The sequence below is a fragment of the Paenibacillus sp. JL3B1040 genome (genome assembly GCF_057063165.1).
On record NZ_CM169317.1, the window covers coordinates 4455431 to 4469083 of the forward strand.

24 protein-coding genes and 1 pseudogene are annotated in these 13653 nt (G+C 49.0%); 6 read left to right on the plus strand and 19 right to left on the minus strand.

Annotated elements, in window-relative coordinates; all coding sequences use genetic code 11:
- Window positions 1–4 precede the first annotated feature (4 nt).
- From ACZF99_RS20175 to ACZF99_RS20235, 13 genes are all read right to left on the minus strand, one after another.
- Complete coding sequence (locus tag ACZF99_RS20175) at window positions 5–514, minus strand: hypothetical protein (protein WP_483606743.1); 510 nt, start codon at window positions 512–514, stop codon at window positions 5–7.
- Window positions 515–631: 117 nt separating this feature from the next.
- Window positions 632–1390, minus strand: coding sequence for an MBL fold metallo-hydrolase (locus tag ACZF99_RS20180; protein ID WP_483606744.1), 759 nt, complete (start codon window positions 1388–1390; stop codon window positions 632–634).
- A gap of 204 nt (window positions 1391–1594) precedes the next feature.
- The gene (locus tag ACZF99_RS20185) at window positions 1595–2530 is read right to left on the minus strand and encodes a RecT family recombinase (RefSeq protein ID WP_068783181.1); all 936 of its coding nucleotides are present in this window, start codon (window positions 2528–2530) and stop codon (window positions 1595–1597) included.
- Window positions 2531–2544: 14 nt separating this feature from the next.
- Complete coding sequence (locus ACZF99_RS20190) at window positions 2545–2697, minus strand: DUF6906 family protein (protein WP_483606745.1); 153 nt, start codon at window positions 2695–2697, stop codon at window positions 2545–2547.
- A 5-nt stretch (window positions 2698–2702) separates the two neighbouring features.
- On the minus strand, window positions 2703–2948 hold the full coding sequence (locus ACZF99_RS20195; protein WP_483606746.1) for a hypothetical protein: 246 nt from the start codon (window positions 2946–2948) through the stop codon (window positions 2703–2705).
- A complete protein-coding gene (locus ACZF99_RS20200; RefSeq protein ID WP_483606747.1) occupies window positions 2938–4521 on the minus strand; it encodes an ATPase in 1584 nt (527 codons plus the stop codon). The genes ACZF99_RS20195 and ACZF99_RS20200 overlap by 11 nt, the downstream gene beginning before the upstream one ends.
- A gap of 44 nt (window positions 4522–4565) precedes the next feature.
- The gene (locus tag ACZF99_RS20205) at window positions 4566–4793 is read right to left on the minus strand and encodes a hypothetical protein (protein ID WP_483606748.1); all 228 of its coding nucleotides are present in this window, start codon (window positions 4791–4793) and stop codon (window positions 4566–4568) included.
- 10 nt (window positions 4794–4803) lie between these two features.
- Window positions 4804–5127 carry a hypothetical protein gene (locus tag ACZF99_RS20210; RefSeq protein ID WP_483606749.1) on the minus strand — a complete coding sequence of 108 codons (324 nt, stop codon included), beginning with the start codon at window positions 5125–5127 and terminating at the stop codon, window positions 4804–4806.
- Window positions 5128–5285: 158 nt separating this feature from the next.
- A complete protein-coding gene (locus ACZF99_RS20215; protein ID WP_483606750.1) occupies window positions 5286–5447 on the minus strand; it encodes a hypothetical protein in 162 nt (53 codons plus the stop codon).
- Complete coding sequence (locus ACZF99_RS20220; protein ID WP_483606751.1) at window positions 5435–5710, minus strand: hypothetical protein; 276 nt, start codon at window positions 5708–5710, stop codon at window positions 5435–5437. Before ACZF99_RS20220 ends, ACZF99_RS20215 begins: the two co-directional genes overlap by 13 nt.
- Window positions 5707–5949, minus strand: a complete 243-nt coding sequence (locus ACZF99_RS20225; protein ID WP_483606752.1) for a DUF7667 family protein — start codon at window positions 5947–5949, stop codon at window positions 5707–5709. The genes ACZF99_RS20220 and ACZF99_RS20225 overlap by 4 nt, the downstream gene beginning before the upstream one ends.
- Before the next feature lie 67 nt (window positions 5950–6016).
- The gene (locus ACZF99_RS20230; protein ID WP_483606753.1) at window positions 6017–6736 is read right to left on the minus strand and encodes an ORF6C domain-containing protein; all 720 of its coding nucleotides are present in this window, start codon (window positions 6734–6736) and stop codon (window positions 6017–6019) included.
- 67 nt (window positions 6737–6803) lie between these two features.
- Window positions 6804–7025, minus strand: coding sequence for a helix-turn-helix domain-containing protein (locus tag ACZF99_RS20235; protein ID WP_483606754.1), 222 nt, complete (start codon window positions 7023–7025; stop codon window positions 6804–6806).
- A 180-nt stretch (window positions 7026–7205) separates the two neighbouring features.
- On the opposite strand from ACZF99_RS20235, the gene ACZF99_RS20240 reads away from it, so the two are divergent.
- The 3 genes and pseudogenes from ACZF99_RS20240 to ACZF99_RS20250 form a co-directional block, all read left to right on the plus strand.
- A complete protein-coding gene (locus ACZF99_RS20240; RefSeq protein ID WP_483606755.1) occupies window positions 7206–7910 on the plus strand; it encodes a helix-turn-helix domain-containing protein in 705 nt (234 codons plus the stop codon).
- A gap of 276 nt (window positions 7911–8186) precedes the next feature.
- Window positions 8187–8327: a hypothetical protein gene (locus tag ACZF99_RS20245; RefSeq protein ID WP_483612856.1), complete on the plus strand. Its 141-nt coding sequence runs from the start codon at window positions 8187–8189 to the stop codon at window positions 8325–8327.
- 871 nt (window positions 8328–9198) lie between these two features.
- Window positions 9199–9582 (plus strand): annotated as a pseudogene (locus ACZF99_RS20250) (Ltp family lipoprotein); the annotation flags it as partial.
- A gap of 27 nt (window positions 9583–9609) precedes the next feature.
- Here ACZF99_RS20250 and ACZF99_RS20255 read toward each other — a convergent pair.
- Both ACZF99_RS20255 and ACZF99_RS20260 read right to left on the minus strand, forming a co-directional pair.
- A complete protein-coding gene (locus tag ACZF99_RS20255) occupies window positions 9610–9942 on the minus strand; it encodes a YolD-like family protein (RefSeq protein WP_483606756.1) in 333 nt (110 codons plus the stop codon).
- An 11-nt stretch (window positions 9943–9953) separates the two neighbouring features.
- Window positions 9954–10238: a hypothetical protein gene (locus ACZF99_RS20260; protein WP_483606757.1), complete on the minus strand. Its 285-nt coding sequence runs from the start codon at window positions 10236–10238 to the stop codon at window positions 9954–9956.
- A 219-nt stretch (window positions 10239–10457) separates the two neighbouring features.
- Between ACZF99_RS20260 and ACZF99_RS20265 the strand changes: the two genes are divergently transcribed.
- Window positions 10458–10670: a hypothetical protein gene (locus ACZF99_RS20265; RefSeq protein WP_483606758.1), complete on the plus strand. Its 213-nt coding sequence runs from the start codon at window positions 10458–10460 to the stop codon at window positions 10668–10670.
- A 22-nt stretch (window positions 10671–10692) separates the two neighbouring features.
- On the opposite strand, the gene ACZF99_RS20270 is transcribed toward ACZF99_RS20265, so the two are convergent.
- Entirely contained in the window at window positions 10693–10836 is a 144-nt protein-coding gene (locus ACZF99_RS20270) for a hypothetical protein (RefSeq protein ID WP_483606759.1), read from the minus strand.
- The gene (locus ACZF99_RS20275; protein WP_483606760.1) at window positions 10836–11045 is read right to left on the minus strand and encodes a helix-turn-helix domain-containing protein; all 210 of its coding nucleotides are present in this window, start codon (window positions 11043–11045) and stop codon (window positions 10836–10838) included. Before ACZF99_RS20275 ends, ACZF99_RS20270 begins: the two co-directional genes overlap by 1 nt.
- A 137-nt stretch (window positions 11046–11182) precedes the next feature.
- Here ACZF99_RS20275 and ACZF99_RS20280 point away from each other — a divergent pair, with 137 nt between their 5' ends.
- Window positions 11183–11416, plus strand: coding sequence for a hypothetical protein (locus tag ACZF99_RS20280; RefSeq protein WP_483606761.1), 234 nt, complete (start codon window positions 11183–11185; stop codon window positions 11414–11416).
- A gap of 94 nt (window positions 11417–11510) precedes the next feature.
- Complete coding sequence (locus tag ACZF99_RS20285) at window positions 11511–12371, plus strand: ATP-dependent DNA ligase (RefSeq protein WP_483606762.1); 861 nt, start codon at window positions 11511–11513, stop codon at window positions 12369–12371.
- Window positions 12372–12450: 79 nt separating this feature from the next.
- Here ACZF99_RS20285 and ACZF99_RS20290 read toward each other — a convergent pair whose 3' ends face one another.
- Complete coding sequence (locus ACZF99_RS20290) at window positions 12451–12720, minus strand: holin (RefSeq protein WP_483606763.1); 270 nt, start codon at window positions 12718–12720, stop codon at window positions 12451–12453.
- A gap of 19 nt (window positions 12721–12739) precedes the next feature.
- A complete protein-coding gene (locus ACZF99_RS20295) occupies window positions 12740–13651 on the minus strand; it encodes a peptidoglycan recognition protein family protein (protein ID WP_483606764.1) in 912 nt (303 codons plus the stop codon).
- Window positions 13652–13653 lie beyond the last annotated feature (2 nt).

Below are 13653 nucleotides of genomic sequence, written 5' to 3' on the forward strand. Positions count from 1 at the left end.
ACGTTCAGGTTAATTGCTTTGCTTGCTCCACGATCTGACCAGCGAGCTGGCTAATGTGTTTTTCGTCCAGTGTTGTGCCCGACCATTCCCTCAGCAAACCGCTGACCCTGGCCTGCAGCCGTTCCTCCGGCGTTTGCTCGGCGGTGTAGCCATTGACCAGGGTGGAGACAAAATCATGTGGGTGGGTTACCGCATATTCCCTCAAAACCATTTGCCGATCAGTTCTGCTCGGCTGATCTGCAGCGATAATCCCGAGCACATGACTCAGTCCCCCGGCCGAATCAAACGCATCCGCCACTTCCCGCGGTAGCTCCACTAACCGCTGTTCTCCGGCTGCCTTTTCGATCGTTTCGATCAGCATCTGGCGTTCTTGCTGCAGGTCCACCAATTCCTGCGCGTACTTGGCCAGATCATCAATCGCTTTGTCCCGTTGCTGCAGGACCTCGTTGTACTCGGCTTCGGTGTAAAGCAGCTCCCCATCTCTCTTGCGAACCCCAGTGGACCAGCGTCCCACTAGATCGGGGAGGTAATAGTGCGACTCACTAACTGAGGTTACATCCCAAATCGATCCTTGCTGGTTGTGGTACCACGTATCAAGATCAGAACCGTTTGTTATCAAAACCTTAGGCATCTAAACCACCTCCAGAAAATAATCTCGTTTATTGATCAATCCCTTTTCGAATAACGCCATCCGTACTGCCTGCGACGCGAGCTCCGGCGTGTTGTTCGTGCTGCTCAAATGGGTCAGGTAAATCCGTTCTCCGCTGCCTTTTACCAGCTTCTGCAGCGCTGCCGCCGTTTGCTCGTTGCTCAGGTGACCTCGGTGCGGGTCGGCGATCCGGTCCTTGAGGTAATCATCATAAGGACCATTAAGCAGCATGTCAGAGTCATGGTTTGCCTCGATGATGTAGATGTTGCCTTCCATCATCTCCAGCATGTCGTCATCGATGTGACCTGTATCAAATACCACGCACGCGCGGTTCCCAATGTCGTCCTCCACCGCGTACCCGACCGGCTCGTAGGTGTTGTGATAGGTCCGAAAGGGGCGGACCGTCAGTTCACCAATCCGAACGGGCTCGTACTTGCCCCAGCGCGTTTCCAGCACCCGGCGCAGCTCATCATCCACACCGGAGATACCTTTCCATTCGCCATCCGTGGCCCAGACCGGGATGCGGTACTTCTTAGCCAGTGTCAGTCCGCGGATATGATCGCCGTGAGCGTGGGTGATAAAGACGGCCTGAATATCCGTCGCGGCGTTGATCCCTCTGGCCAGCAAACGCTTTTCCAGGTCCCGCTTCCACTTACCGGCGTCGATCAGGATCCCGGTGCCGCCGCTTTTGAGGTGGATGCAGTTACCGTCCGAACCGGTTGCTAGGATCTCGACTTTCATATCGATCTCTCCCTTTTGATTCGTTCCTGCCAGCTTCGGTCAAATTCGCATCCCTTTGCCGGCCATTCGTAATACCTGCGGCCCAGCACAAAGGAGACAAACAGATCAGTTTCGGCCTCGTAATACACTCCGTTCAGCACTTCCCCGGCCGGATCAGGAGACGCATTAAGATCAGCACCGCCAAATAGGTCTAGTTGTTCAACCTCACAGCGGGAGTTCATCTTGCTCAGCCTGCAGCTTCTCGGCAATATGGAGGTCCATCACCTTCAGGAGAGCCTTCACTTCTTCAAGCGTCGGCGTTTCGCTTTTGAATTTGCCGTACTGGTCGGTGTATTCTTGCATAGCTTCAGGCGTTGTGATCCCCAATGCGACAAAGTTCTTTTTCATCTGGACCTTGCATTTTTTCAGTTCAGCTTCATCGTCTGGATTCGCCGCATTCTCTGGTTCAGCGGGAGGCGGCGTTTTAGTGACTGCTGCAGTAGCGTTCGCTTCAGCGGTGATATCGCGGCGCTGTGGTTCCGATTCATTCAACGTGGAACCATTTCCGGGAACTTCATCCTCGTTGATGTCAATTCCAAATTGACCCTTCAAAGCCCGCTTCGCTACGTGCTTTTTGAACATGTCGGCCGTGTACTTGGTCCACATCGTCTTTTGGTTCTGAATTGGGCTATTTAAGAAGTGTTCGACTTCGCTCCAGTCCATCAGCACGGTGAATGGAGGGAAACCTTTACGGTACGCGATCGCATATGCCCCGATAATTTTCCCGCGCGGAAAACCTATTTCATGTTCCACGATGGTCCATTCATCTTCACGCTCGCCTGTTTTTTCGTTATATACCGTGGACTTTTTGGCTTTGAACGTGTCGTTCTCGCATACTACCTGGGCGTCATACCCACCGTATCCTTCGTGCTGTTTAGCGAGGTAAGCAACACCCTCGATTCCGATCTGGAGCGACATCTTGCCTTGGTAAACGATGGCGTAAATATGGTTTAAAAACGGATTGAGTCCAGAAGCATATGCTGTTCGTAAGAACAACTGGAACTGTGAATCAGTAGTCCCTACCGCGAGGGTGTTCTTCATCGTTTCAATGTCTTCAACGCTCCAGTTTCCGACGGTTGCTAATTGATTGGTACCTGCCATATGGTTTCGTCCTCCTAAAGGAAAAGAGTTTTAGTTGTATTCGTGAAACAGTGGACCAGCTCAAGCCGATCATCGAGTGCCTTGAAAACGAGCCAGTTATCGGGATTAAAACCTGCTTCTCTAATGATTATTTTCTGGCGCCTGGTTGGGTTCTTTCCATTCTTCATGGTGTTCACCCCTGCGAGTAGAACTTTTTAACAGGTGTTCCGTTCGCCTTTGCCAGGGCCTTACGTTCGCGCCGGGAAAGGATCGGCCCATGGAACTCTTCTTTGATAGCAGTTGCGACAACCGACGGGCCTAAGCTACCGGGCTTGTACGCCTTATCCAGCTTCGCCTCCTGTTTGAACTGACGAAACACTTTTTGCTGCACATGCAGTCTAGCTGCTGTAATTTGCTTTTCAATGGATTTATTCATCATGGGATAGGTCCTCCGTTTCGATTGTGAGATTTTGATTTTCAACCGCACGGGCCGTGATAAGTTGCCCGTATACAGCCACTCTGCCGGTGTACTCCCCGATTCCATCAATGAAGGTCGGAACAATCAGACCGGATTGCTTGTACAACACTTCCGTGAGCTCCAGACCAGCAGCGATCTTCTCACCGGTTGAGAGAGTTGCGTAATCCTTGCCGTCCATTTGGATCGAAAAGTCCGGCTCGTACTCGCCCGTGGTTTTGACATATTTGAAAAGCCGAATTTTTAGCCGATCGAATAGAGACTGAATTTTCTCAGCCTGGAGTTCTGCCTCCTTGGCCCGGTAAGCCTTGATCGCGTCCAGGATAAAGATGGATTCCTTGAGGGCTGCCAGTGTTTTGTCCTCGGCCTTCTTCGCTGCTTCGACTTCTGCCTTGAGACCTTGCCGGGATTTGTCTGCGCGGATCATATCCTCCAGAGCATCCCGTTTCTGCTCAAGTTCACGCATACTCTCCCATAGTTTGGAGACGTCAACCGGTTCGATGGCGGCCAACTGTCCCTCCAGTTCTTTGCGTTTAGCGACCAACTCCGCATGCTCAGTACGCAGTTCTTCTTTGTGCTTCTCCTTGGCGTCGGTTGCCGCTTGGCGGGCTGCGTCATCAAATGGACGCTGACAAGTCGGGCAAGCATCATCGATCGGCTCGTTGTAAACTTTCATGTACCGATTCTTGGCCGCCTCTACCTGCTGCCGTGCCGCAACGAGTTTAGCCTGCAACTCAGATCGGTTATTGTTGGTCTCCGTAGCTGCCTCAATCTGGACGTTGATCCCTTTGATTTGCTCCAGCAGCGCGGCCGATTCTGCTTTCGCTGCCTCGATATCCGCCGGAGCCTCTGGCAAGCGGTCCAACTGCTCCTGCAGCGTCTTGGTGCGGCTCTGCGCGGCGATATGCTGCTTTTCGAGCTTCGGTTTAAGCCCGTTTTTCCCACTATGCCGGTCAACCAGATCATCAAGGGACGATTTTTTCAGCAGTTCATCAAGCTTGGTGGCGGCCGGGTTGAGTGGGATATCCTTGGCCTTCTGATCCGGGGTAGTCCGACTCATTTCGGCCAACACATCGCTTCGAACTGGAGGGAGAGTGTTTTTAAGAATGAAGGCCCTCTGGTCGAATTTGTGCATTGTGAAAAAATAAGCTGGATTATAAAGAGAAAGAAACTCTTCTTTTCCGAAAATTTCTGCGACCGCTTCTTTAAATTTGGTGAATGTTTTCGGGATGTCGTCTACCAAATAAACCGCATCACCGACGTGAATCCCTCGTTCGAAAACCCTCTCTTCGCCGTCCACACTCAAGGTGAGACGTCCACCAACAACGTCGAAGTCGTAGGTTGTTGGAGATGGATTCCATGTCTTGCCGAAAAGGTCTGTTCCGAAGAATATCCATGCCGGCGCTTCCCCGATCGTCGTTTTGCCTTCCCCGTTTTGTCCGGAGAGCTTCGTGATGTCGCCGTATGTGATGTCCAGCTCCCGGATCCCGGCGAAGTTTTGAAGCTCCAGCCGGATGAATTTAATTTGCTTTGCCATTCACGTTCCCCGCTTTCCGTGATATATTGAAATTGGAATTTTTCTTATTTGCTGCCTTCTTGGGCGGCCTTTTTTCTGTCTACCTTTACGCCGTATTTCTGCTCGAGCTTTTCTAGCTCGCCGATCAGGTGGGACCGGATGTCCGGGTTATCCTCCGTCTGCAGACAATCCAGCACGAAAAGGTAATTGTTAAGATCAATCCGGACAACGGCTGGTTGCCGCTCATAAACGCTTAGGGCAAGGTTGATAGGTAATAGTGGTGTTTCTGGCATTGGCATCCTCCTATAGCTCCTCCATCGGCACAGCGTCCGGTTCCTCTTCGCATGGAGTCTGGATCGCGGATAACACCGTCGGTCTTATTGCTTCAAGCACATCCGCCATTGATCTCAAGTTACTGATTGCCTGAGTTACAGTGTTTTCATGATCCAAAGCCCTTCTAGCAGCCCTATAGACTGACGCCACATCGATGCTGGTGCCGATTTTTATAGGTTCCGGCATGCTGTAGCTATGGCCGGAAACGTTGGCTATTTCCGATTCAGACATTTCTACAAGCCATTTCCGGTCGCTCGAATAACCTGCTTCGCTTGTTTTTGCGATCACTTTCACTGCTCAACATCCTCCTTTTTGGGCTCAGAAGCCCGATTTTGGCAAAAAAATAATAGGCCTACTCGTTTTCGCAGTCCTCGCAGAGTCGCGGATAACCCGGCTCTTCGCCGTCGATCATCATCCCGCAGCACTCACAAAGCAGACCATCAAGCACCATTTCAGCAGCTTCTCCCATCGCCTTCCTCACCTCCCTTCAAGTCCTGCTCAAGCTGCTCGTCGCGTTCCCGCTTGTAGGCAGCCAGTTCGTCCTCCTGCGGCGCCCGGGCTTGCTGCTCGCCATATAGCGGCTGGGAGAAGCGGTCCAGTCCTACGCCAGCCACGCTTGCCATGTCCCGCGCTGCACCCGGCCCACGAAATCCTCAAACGTGATGCCGTAGCGGGCGCCGATGTCGAAGTGGGTGAAGTATGTGCCGAGCTTCTCGTGATCATGGCCGTCCGGAAGGACATCGTTCGTCGTCACTTCGTGGTTTTTGAAAAATTCGACCATCCGAGCTGCTTCATGACCTTTCATCAGTCCGGCCACGAAAACCGGTCCGCGGGAGAGGCCTTGCGAGTGTAAGAGTGTTGCAAAAGTACCATTCATAAACTTTTTGCCTCCAATTCATAGAGTTTTTCGCAAAAGTACTGGACCAGGTCCTTATTCTTGATACACTGTGCTGCGTATGCTGCTTCTTTTAGTCCGTCGATCTTTTGCACCAGCTCCGCGTTTTCTTGCATCGCCTTCAATAGCTCCGGCTCCTGCAAAGGGCTTAACGTCCCGGCCATAAACTGCAGGTACAGATGGGCCAGAATGCGGTGAGTTGGGTGGATAAAGATCGCCACGTTATCACAATCCTTTCGTTTTGGTTTCAATTCGCTTCATTCAGTTGTCAAAGAGCGGATGATGATTTTAGCTGAAGGCCATTTGAGAGTTCGCCTGCTCTATATCCCGCAGTAATTTCCCGTGTGGTCGCCAGCCGCCTACATATTCCTTCGCCTTGTCGAAATCCTTAACCAAGGTGTTTTTATAGGAATTTGTGTTGAAGTAGCCTTTGAAGTCCTTCCAGAGCGACGAATAGGTTTCCCCGCGGATCGTCTTGTCTTGATATGCGGGGCTCTCTTTCCCGCCGAGCGCCGTAACCACGGTTTTGTTCGCGATCAGCTGCAGGTCGTTCTGCTGCCCGTAATCAATGGTCGTGTTGTTCTCCAGCCGAGCCACCCGGACCTCAAATGCCTGAGTGCGCTGGTCGAGCAGGAATATCGCCTGAAGCTCTTGGCTGAGCTGTTCGTAGGGATTTGACTTAACCCGGTAATAGTCATCCACCAGCATTTCGTAAGCTTCCCATGCTTGGTCTGTGTTGAGCGACTTGGCGTGCATCCAGGCGCCTTTCTCGGTCCAGAGGTAGAGACGATTAATGTTACTGGCGACTTCGAAATTTTCTAAGTTGCCTTTAAACTCTCGTAAAGCATCGCCTTGAATTAAGAAGAAATGTTTCCCTTCTTTGTACCTCGATTTGTTATTACTGAAGTTCTGTTGAATTTTTATTGCGTCCGTTCCAAACGACTCCGCCAACTGCGATGTTGTAAGCACGCGCTGGCCTTCGTGATTAATGATCTGGAGCTTGTTCATTTGCACCATCCCTTCGTTCAAACTGGTTTAATTGTTAAAGACCAAAAATCGTTATAACTACGTTTCGTTATACTTTTGTTTCTTCTACCTCGTTCTTCACGAGCTCGGAAACTTCAATCTCGAACGCAGAAGCTATCTTTTCGAGAACTTCTAATGAAGGACTGTGTTTATCTTCTTCCAAAGCTGTTAAGTATGAGTAAGAAAGTCCGCTGTTCTTGGATAACCTATAAGGAGTCCAGTTTCTTGCCTCCCTTAATTTTGCTATCCGCTTTCCTATGCTAGTGATCATCAGGCTCACCTCCTGAAGTCAATATAACTACGTTTAGTTATATAATCAAACATCGTCATACCTCAATTTAGTTACAAAACTACATGTTTTCTCTTGGTTTCTTCATTTATGTTGACATTTCGTTATAATTCAAATACTATTATGACTGAATATAGATATAACTTAGATAAAGGAGTCGCTATGGATACCATTGAGAAGATCGAAAGAATAATGAAAAGAAGAGGTTGGACAAAATACAAACTTGCTAAAGCTTCCGGTCTTCCACAAACCACGATTACATCGCTTTTCAGTGGACGAGTTAAAGCACCTTCAACCGAAACGTTAACTAAAATAGCTTTAGCACTGGGTGTTAGTGTATCGAGGCTATTGGGAGAGGATGAAATTCCGCTTTTTGATGTGTCAGTTCAAGAAAAGAACAAAATGCGTGAGAGTTTACACGATGGGCTTACGAAGGTTTTAGCAATACTGCACAATGGTGGCTTCAATGAAGAAAACACAAAATTAACCGATCTGAAAGAAAAATATAAAAATCTTCTGGGTGACGGCCATTTGCATGATCGCTATTTATATGAGGAATTATATGACGAAATTTACGATCTACCTGTTACATGCAATAAATTCAGAGAATTTAGTAACTTATTGAATGAGTTAATAAAGTTGTCCAAATGTGAATCTATAGACACAGGAAATGATGTATTTAAAGAAAGCCCTTCCTCATACACCGCTGAGAAAGAGCTTTTTGATAAGTCACTTGAATTGTCCGATGAAGAGATTAAACAAAAGTATGATTTTAAGGTTGACGGCCGGGAACTGACGGAGGAAGAATATCAACGGATGATTGCTGCAGTTCGGGCTGAGCGGTTATACCGGGACAGTCAGAAATAGCAAGCTTTAAAAAATCCGGATCTTTGCCCATTGCGATCGATAGCTTAGTTAAGTCGATTTCTTGTTTACTAATAAGTCATTCCTCCTTGATGTAATATTTTTCCGCGCGAGATGTTAAGACGAGCATACCACAAAATACGAACAGTTACCAGAACAAACGTTCGTAACTTTAACATAGTTTGGAAAGGAGTTCCCATGGGTTACGTGCTCGGGGAATGCCTTTTGTTGGACCGACTCAAAGAAAAAGGAGTAAGCCGGGCTGAATTCGCAAGGGCTATGAAATGCACACGATCATTTGTGACACAACTCATTAATGGGGATGCACAAATGTCCCTGACCTTCGCAATCAATGCCGCGCATTACCTTAATTGTCGCGTGACTGATTTGTATGTACTAACCTGGTCCGACGAAGGTTGAGTAGATTTTCTACTCTCCCCCGAGCATATTGTTCAGCAATGCTTAACACCTCGTTCTCCTATTCTAAAACTTTCCACATAACCCCGCTGTCGCAAAATGTCGAAACTACTACTTGTAAAATAATACATTCGATGCACCAGTGATCGGACTATATGCGGACAGATATCGGACAAACCACCACCTTTCGGCGAACGCAAAAAAGCCGCTACAATCTGGGTTATCAGTTCCAGGCAAAAGTACTTTCTTTGGCGTCATGGAGTTACCTCCATAACGACATTGAGCACTTTTTTTTAAAAGCCTGTTTCTTTAACCCAGATCATAGCGGCCATACTACGCCCTATAATCCTTGAATTTAAAACCCCACTCACCGATGAAAAAATGACATCAGTGACAATTAGAATGTCCCCTTTCGCGCTTGCCAGGGGAAAGAAGAATGATAAAAAAGGTATGGGATCATAATAGCAGATTTCCACGAAGTTTGTAAAGTATTGCCTTAAATATCTAGAAACATTTTCCTAGTTCTGGTAGACTACAACTATAATTATACAGGGAGGGGTTCTTTACCGTGTGGGCTTTTATAGGTGTGTTATCGTTTATCGGCTTCATCGTTTTCATTATTTTAGGCATCATTGCAGCTGCTAAAAAAAATGGAACAGCTAAGAAGAAATTTATTACTGGGGGCGCGTTATTTGTAATATTGATCATTGCCTTCGCAGCCGATCCTGGTACGACAGTTGAAAATGCGGACAATACAGATGATCAGCCCGCAACTGAAGCGACCGCAAACGCCGTAACGGACGATGTCAGCACAGATGATCAGGCACAAAAAGAGAACGAAGATAAAGCGAAATTAGAAGCTGAGAAAAAAGCGAAAGAAGAAGCCGAGGCAAAGGCTAAACAGGAAGCTGAGGAAAAAGCAAAAGAAGAGGCAGAGGCGAAAGCAAATAGCGTCCCTCGGGAACATAAAGCGGCGCTAAAAAAAGCGGAAACATACGCGGAAGTTATGCACATGTCAAAGGCAGGCATTTACGATCAGTTAACCTCTGAGTATGGAGAGAATTTCCCAAAAGAAGCTGCTCAATATGCTATCGATAATCTTGAATTCGATTGGAAAGCAAATGCATTGAAAAAGGCGCAAGAATATGCGGAACTCATGAGTATGTCTGATGCAGATATTTACGATCAGTTGATTTCGGAGCACGGAGAAAAGTTTACGAAGGAAGAAGCACAGTACGCCATTGATAATTTAGAATAAAATTAAAGACCCCGGAGAGATCCGGGGTTAATTTATTTCCGCGCTCAATATATCCTCAATCTTAATCCACTGCCATTCGCCGGTCCCGGTCGACAACTTAATCTCGCGCAGATATGTCTGGACGGTTAATATTGCCCCGCGGATCTCGGTGTCTTCGTATTCTCCCCATATGCACAGCGTCACGATCTTCCGTTCCCGAAAAGCCTCGGCGATCGCTCGCTCGATCTGCTCGATCTCCTGTGCGTCCAGGATCGGCCGTTGTTTCCGGCGCTCCTCCTGTCTCGCTCTCCGCAGCGACTCTTTGTGTTCCGGCAAAATAAACTTCGACTCCCACAGTCCCGCTCCCAATCTGCTGCTCATGATGTGCCCCCCTAATACTTTGTCCAATAATCAATGTTGCTGCTAGTTGTTGCTTTTTTGGGGCGCTGCTGCGGCTGATCCCTCTCCCACGCCTCCAAAATGATGATTGTGTCCAAACGGGGGTTATCCGGCCAAAAGATATAACGTTCCTCCACCAGCTTATTAAGCGCAGCCTCGATGTCACTATATTTTCGGCCTGTCGTGCGCTCCAGTTCAGGTTTGGTCGGCATCCGGTGCCGTTGCGATGCAAAATTAAACAGGATACGGAGCAGTTTGCGCTCCAAATCTTCAAGCATGATATCACCTCTATTTTGCGAACATTTGTTTGTATTATACGCCGATCAAAAGAAAAATAAAAGCCCATCCGGAATTAATCCGCAACGGGCAAGTTGTAGCAACATGATAAAAAAATATATCAACTAATTGATATAAAATGTTGACAAGTTATATCATTATGTTGTATATTTATATCAGGAAGTTGATAGAAAAGACTTCCTAGGGAGGTGAAAAACGAAATGGAAAAATTGCTGTTGGATGCTTTTACAAAGCTCCAAAAACGAGAACACCTCCTGCGTGTGAATCGCGACCAGCGGGCACTGGGGCGAATCACCGAAGAGGCGTTCAAGAAGCAAGAGGCGGAGATACTTGAACGGTATCGCCTCACGCTAGGAGAGGAACGGGCTTACAACCTGTACCTCCGTATGAAAGGCAAGCGCAACAGCAAGTAAGCGCGGAAGAGGGGCCGAGCAATTAGGCTCCTCTTTTCTTGTGCTTTCGTCGTGCCTGCTTAAATCCAATCATAAACCAGTCGTAATTGTCCATCAAGCTATCCATATCGACATATACAAAGGGGATCAGTAAATTACCGTGGGCCTTATAATCGATGTTCCGCATCAGGCCCCCTCCTTTACGTGCTCCAGGATCTCGCCGATCCCGACCTCCAAAAAGTCGCACAGTTTATCAAGCGTATCTAAATCAACGCGTTTAACCTTGTCATGATACAATCCAGACACTGTATTTACGGCCAAGCCAGTTCCGGCAACTACATCAGTTACCTTCAGCCGCTTGCGCCCCATGATTTCGCTAAGGTGATTAATGACCATTCCAAACACCTCCTGACAATTAATATACACTAGAATGATTTTTTTATCAACAAGTTAATATTATTTATTGACTTCTTATATCAACATGTGCTATATTTATATCAGGAAGTTGATAATAAGAACGGAGGTAAAGAGGGATGAAAGAAATCTTTATCAGAAATGATTTAACTGTTGAGGTAGACGGGTTGAAACAAAGAAACAGATACATTGTAAGTGCGATGTACAATGTGAAAAATGAAGATGCAAACGGAGTGTGGTACACGACAAAGCAAAGGGTCATCGAAGACGTAACGCTCACATGGGGCGAAATCGAACAAGAAGGCGGCGTCGCTGAGATAAACAACCAATTAAAAGAGTGCTATAACGTTTAGGGGCTACGGCCCCTCTTAGGGGAATGCCTATTCCACAACTTACCGCACCTCTCCCGAACATCCACGCGATATAATCGGGATAGAGGTGTTTTTTATGTTTATTGATTCAATGTTACTCGCAACAGCGCCGGCCCCGTTTTCTGACCCGCGCTATATATTCGAGCCAAAGATCGACGGCCACCGCATGATATTTTCCCAGACCGACGGCGTCGTCCGCTTGTATACACGCCACAATAACGACTGCACCCGTCAATACCCGGAGCTACAACTGCCGTTTGGTCATGACGTTGTCCTCGACGGCGAAGTTGCCTGCGTCGATCCAGCGACCGGCGTTTCCGACTTTGAGGCAGTCATGGCGCGGTTTAAAGCGAAGAAAGCCGAGAAGATCGCGCGGCTCACCGTTACTCTCCCGGCCTATTACGCGGTATTCGATATCTTACGCTACAATGGCGAGGACTTGCGGAAACTGCCGCTCCTACAGCGCAAAGAGATCCTCGCGAGCTTGGCGCTACCGAGTCCCAGCTTTGGCATCGTGCCTCACATCGTCGGCGCAGGTGAGGCGCTTTTTGCGCAGATTGAGACGCGCGGCATGGAGGGCGTTGTGGGCAAGCGCGCCGATAGCGTATACGAGTCAGGACGCCGCTCCGAGAACTGGCGTAAGGTCATCAATTGGACGCATGCGGACGTGTATATTACCGGATACAAAAAGGCGGGGTTCGGCTGGTTGGCGGGTGTCGCCGATGAGCGCGGAAGGGTGCGGCCGGCCGGAATTATCGAGCTCGGTGCCGGTCCTACCGAACGCAGGGCATTTTATGGGGTTGCTCAGCAGCTTGTCACCGGAGAGAATCGCGAGTTTGTATTCGTTGAGCCACGGATAAAAGCGAAGGTCAAAATACGAAACTGGACCCGCGCGGGGATGTTACGGAGCCCGGTTTTTGAGAGGTTCATAATATAAAAAAAAGCCCGCCAACCAATTAAGGTCAGCGGGCTTTCCTACCGGCGCGTCCGGATTTCTATTTCCAATATATCACATATTATTGCTTTGTGCTACCATCACGTTTATTTCCAAGCTCAAACAACCCCGTAGCAGACAGCCCAGCCAGGCCACCAGCCCAAAGACGCAAAACAAGATCCAAGTCCGTGAAGGGGGATGCGGCAGCTCCGACCAGAACCCCGATCACCACGCCGATCAACGGTATGATGTTCTTCGGCAGGTTAATTGTCGTCTTAACCAGTTGCACCAAAGCAAGCACAAACACGGCCAGCACCGATGCGAAGGCCATTACATTATTCAATACTTCCATGATTATCAATTCTCCTCTCTTATTCTTCCGGGATACCCGCGGCGCGCCGCAGGTAATTCGCCAGATTATTAAAATGCTGCGCCCGATCTTTGTTCCCTTCATCCCGAGCCTTAAACCATGCTGGCGAAAGCCAGCGGATAATGATCTCCTGAGCGTTGCTCTTGGGTAGCTTAGTCAACGGCGCTGCGGCCGCTCCGGGGGTTAGCGAGATTCCGGCGGCCAGCCGCAGATTGTTGGCCAAGTTGTGGAAGTGAGTCTTGCCCACCTCGTCCCCAGCTTTTTGGGATGCAAACCATGCCGGAGATACGTAGTTATCGATCAACGCCTGGGCAATCCCTGCTGGCAGCGGGGTAAAGTCCGGTGGCGTGATCGGCGCGGCCAGCTCCGCGGCGACATCATAAATCAGATCCTTGAGCGTCTTGCCGCCCGCCTTCAGAGCCTGCTCGCAGTCCGCTTTACGTGCCGGGTCCAGCTGCTTGTGGCTGGCAATGTGTGCCGAAGGATTCTTGCCCCACTTGTCGCAGCAATAGGCCAGGTACCACACAAACCGCTTATACGCCTCTGTAAAAGTGATCCGGCCACCGTAACACAACTCTATCCCAAGCGCCGCGTCGTTGGCATCATAGCCGAATAGGTCGTTGTCGGTCGTCACGTTGTAGAGGACGTGCCAGGCTTTCTCCGCCGGCTCCGCACCGGTGCCCGTCGGGATGATCTCCAAGATGTGCTCATCATCAATAAACACATGGGCCGAGGCGGAGCGATCCGTCAGGTTGTTAAAATAGGTGTAGTGGTTGTCCGCTGTCGCTCCCGGATTACCGGTGTCGTGGGCAACAAAAAAGGCCGGTGTTCCCGTTTTTAACCGGGTGCCTGGCCGTGTGTTCGGGCGCTTGGTGATGTACCGGCGCTCGATCGGGTATTTTGTTTTGTCCAAAA

Bases quoted from the DNA above. Each gene is read 5' to 3' on its own strand.
- ACZF99_RS20220 (WP_483606751.1), bottom strand. From the start codon at position 5,710: ATGAATGGTACTTTTGCAACACTCTTACACTCGCAAGGCCTCTCCCGC.
- ACZF99_RS20255 (WP_483606756.1), bottom strand. From the start codon at position 9,942: ATGAGCAGCAGATTGGGAGCGGGACTGTGGGAGTCGAAGTTTATTTTG.
- ACZF99_RS20230 (WP_483606753.1), bottom strand. From the start codon at position 6,736: ATGAACAAGCTCCAGATCATTAATCACGAAGGCCAGCGCGTGCTTACA.
- ACZF99_RS20290 (WP_483606763.1), bottom strand. From the start codon at position 12,720: ATGGAAGTATTGAATAATGTAATGGCCTTCGCATCGGTGCTGGCCGTG.
- ACZF99_RS20275 (WP_483606760.1), bottom strand. From the start codon at position 11,045: ATGGTCATTAATCACCTTAGCGAAATCATGGGGCGCAAGCGGCTGAAG.
- ACZF99_RS20205 (WP_483606748.1), bottom strand. From the start codon at position 4,793: ATGCCAGAAACACCACTATTACCTATCAACCTTGCCCTAAGCGTTTAT.
- ACZF99_RS20240 (WP_483606755.1), top strand. From the start codon at position 7,206: ATGGATACCATTGAGAAGATCGAAAGAATAATGAAAAGAAGAGGTTGG.
- ACZF99_RS20265 (WP_483606758.1), top strand. From the start codon at position 10,458: ATGGAAAAATTGCTGTTGGATGCTTTTACAAAGCTCCAAAAACGAGAA.
- ACZF99_RS20245 (WP_483612856.1), top strand. From the start codon at position 8,187: ATGAAATGCACACGATCATTTGTGACACAACTCATTAATGGGGATGCA.
- ACZF99_RS20185 (WP_068783181.1), bottom strand. From the start codon at position 2,530: ATGGCAGGTACCAATCAATTAGCAACCGTCGGAAACTGGAGCGTTGAA.
- ACZF99_RS20180 (WP_483606744.1), bottom strand. From the start codon at position 1,390: ATGAAAGTCGAGATCCTAGCAACCGGTTCGGACGGTAACTGCATCCAC.
- ACZF99_RS20280 (WP_483606761.1), top strand. From the start codon at position 11,183: ATGAAAGAAATCTTTATCAGAAATGATTTAACTGTTGAGGTAGACGGG.
- ACZF99_RS20260 (WP_483606757.1), bottom strand. From the start codon at position 10,238: ATGCTTGAAGATTTGGAGCGCAAACTGCTCCGTATCCTGTTTAATTTT.
- ACZF99_RS20270 (WP_483606759.1), bottom strand. From the start codon at position 10,836: ATGCGGAACATCGATTATAAGGCCCACGGTAATTTACTGATCCCCTTT.
- ACZF99_RS20235 (WP_483606754.1), bottom strand. From the start codon at position 7,025: ATGATCACTAGCATAGGAAAGCGGATAGCAAAATTAAGGGAGGCAAGA.
- ACZF99_RS20285 (WP_483606762.1), top strand. From the start codon at position 11,511: ATGTTTATTGATTCAATGTTACTCGCAACAGCGCCGGCCCCGTTTTCT.
- ACZF99_RS20190 (WP_483606745.1), bottom strand. From the start codon at position 2,697: ATGAAGAATGGAAAGAACCCAACCAGGCGCCAGAAAATAATCATTAGA.
- ACZF99_RS20195 (WP_483606746.1), bottom strand. From the start codon at position 2,948: ATGATGAATAAATCCATTGAAAAGCAAATTACAGCAGCTAGACTGCAT.
- ACZF99_RS20200 (WP_483606747.1), bottom strand. From the start codon at position 4,521: ATGGCAAAGCAAATTAAATTCATCCGGCTGGAGCTTCAAAACTTCGCC.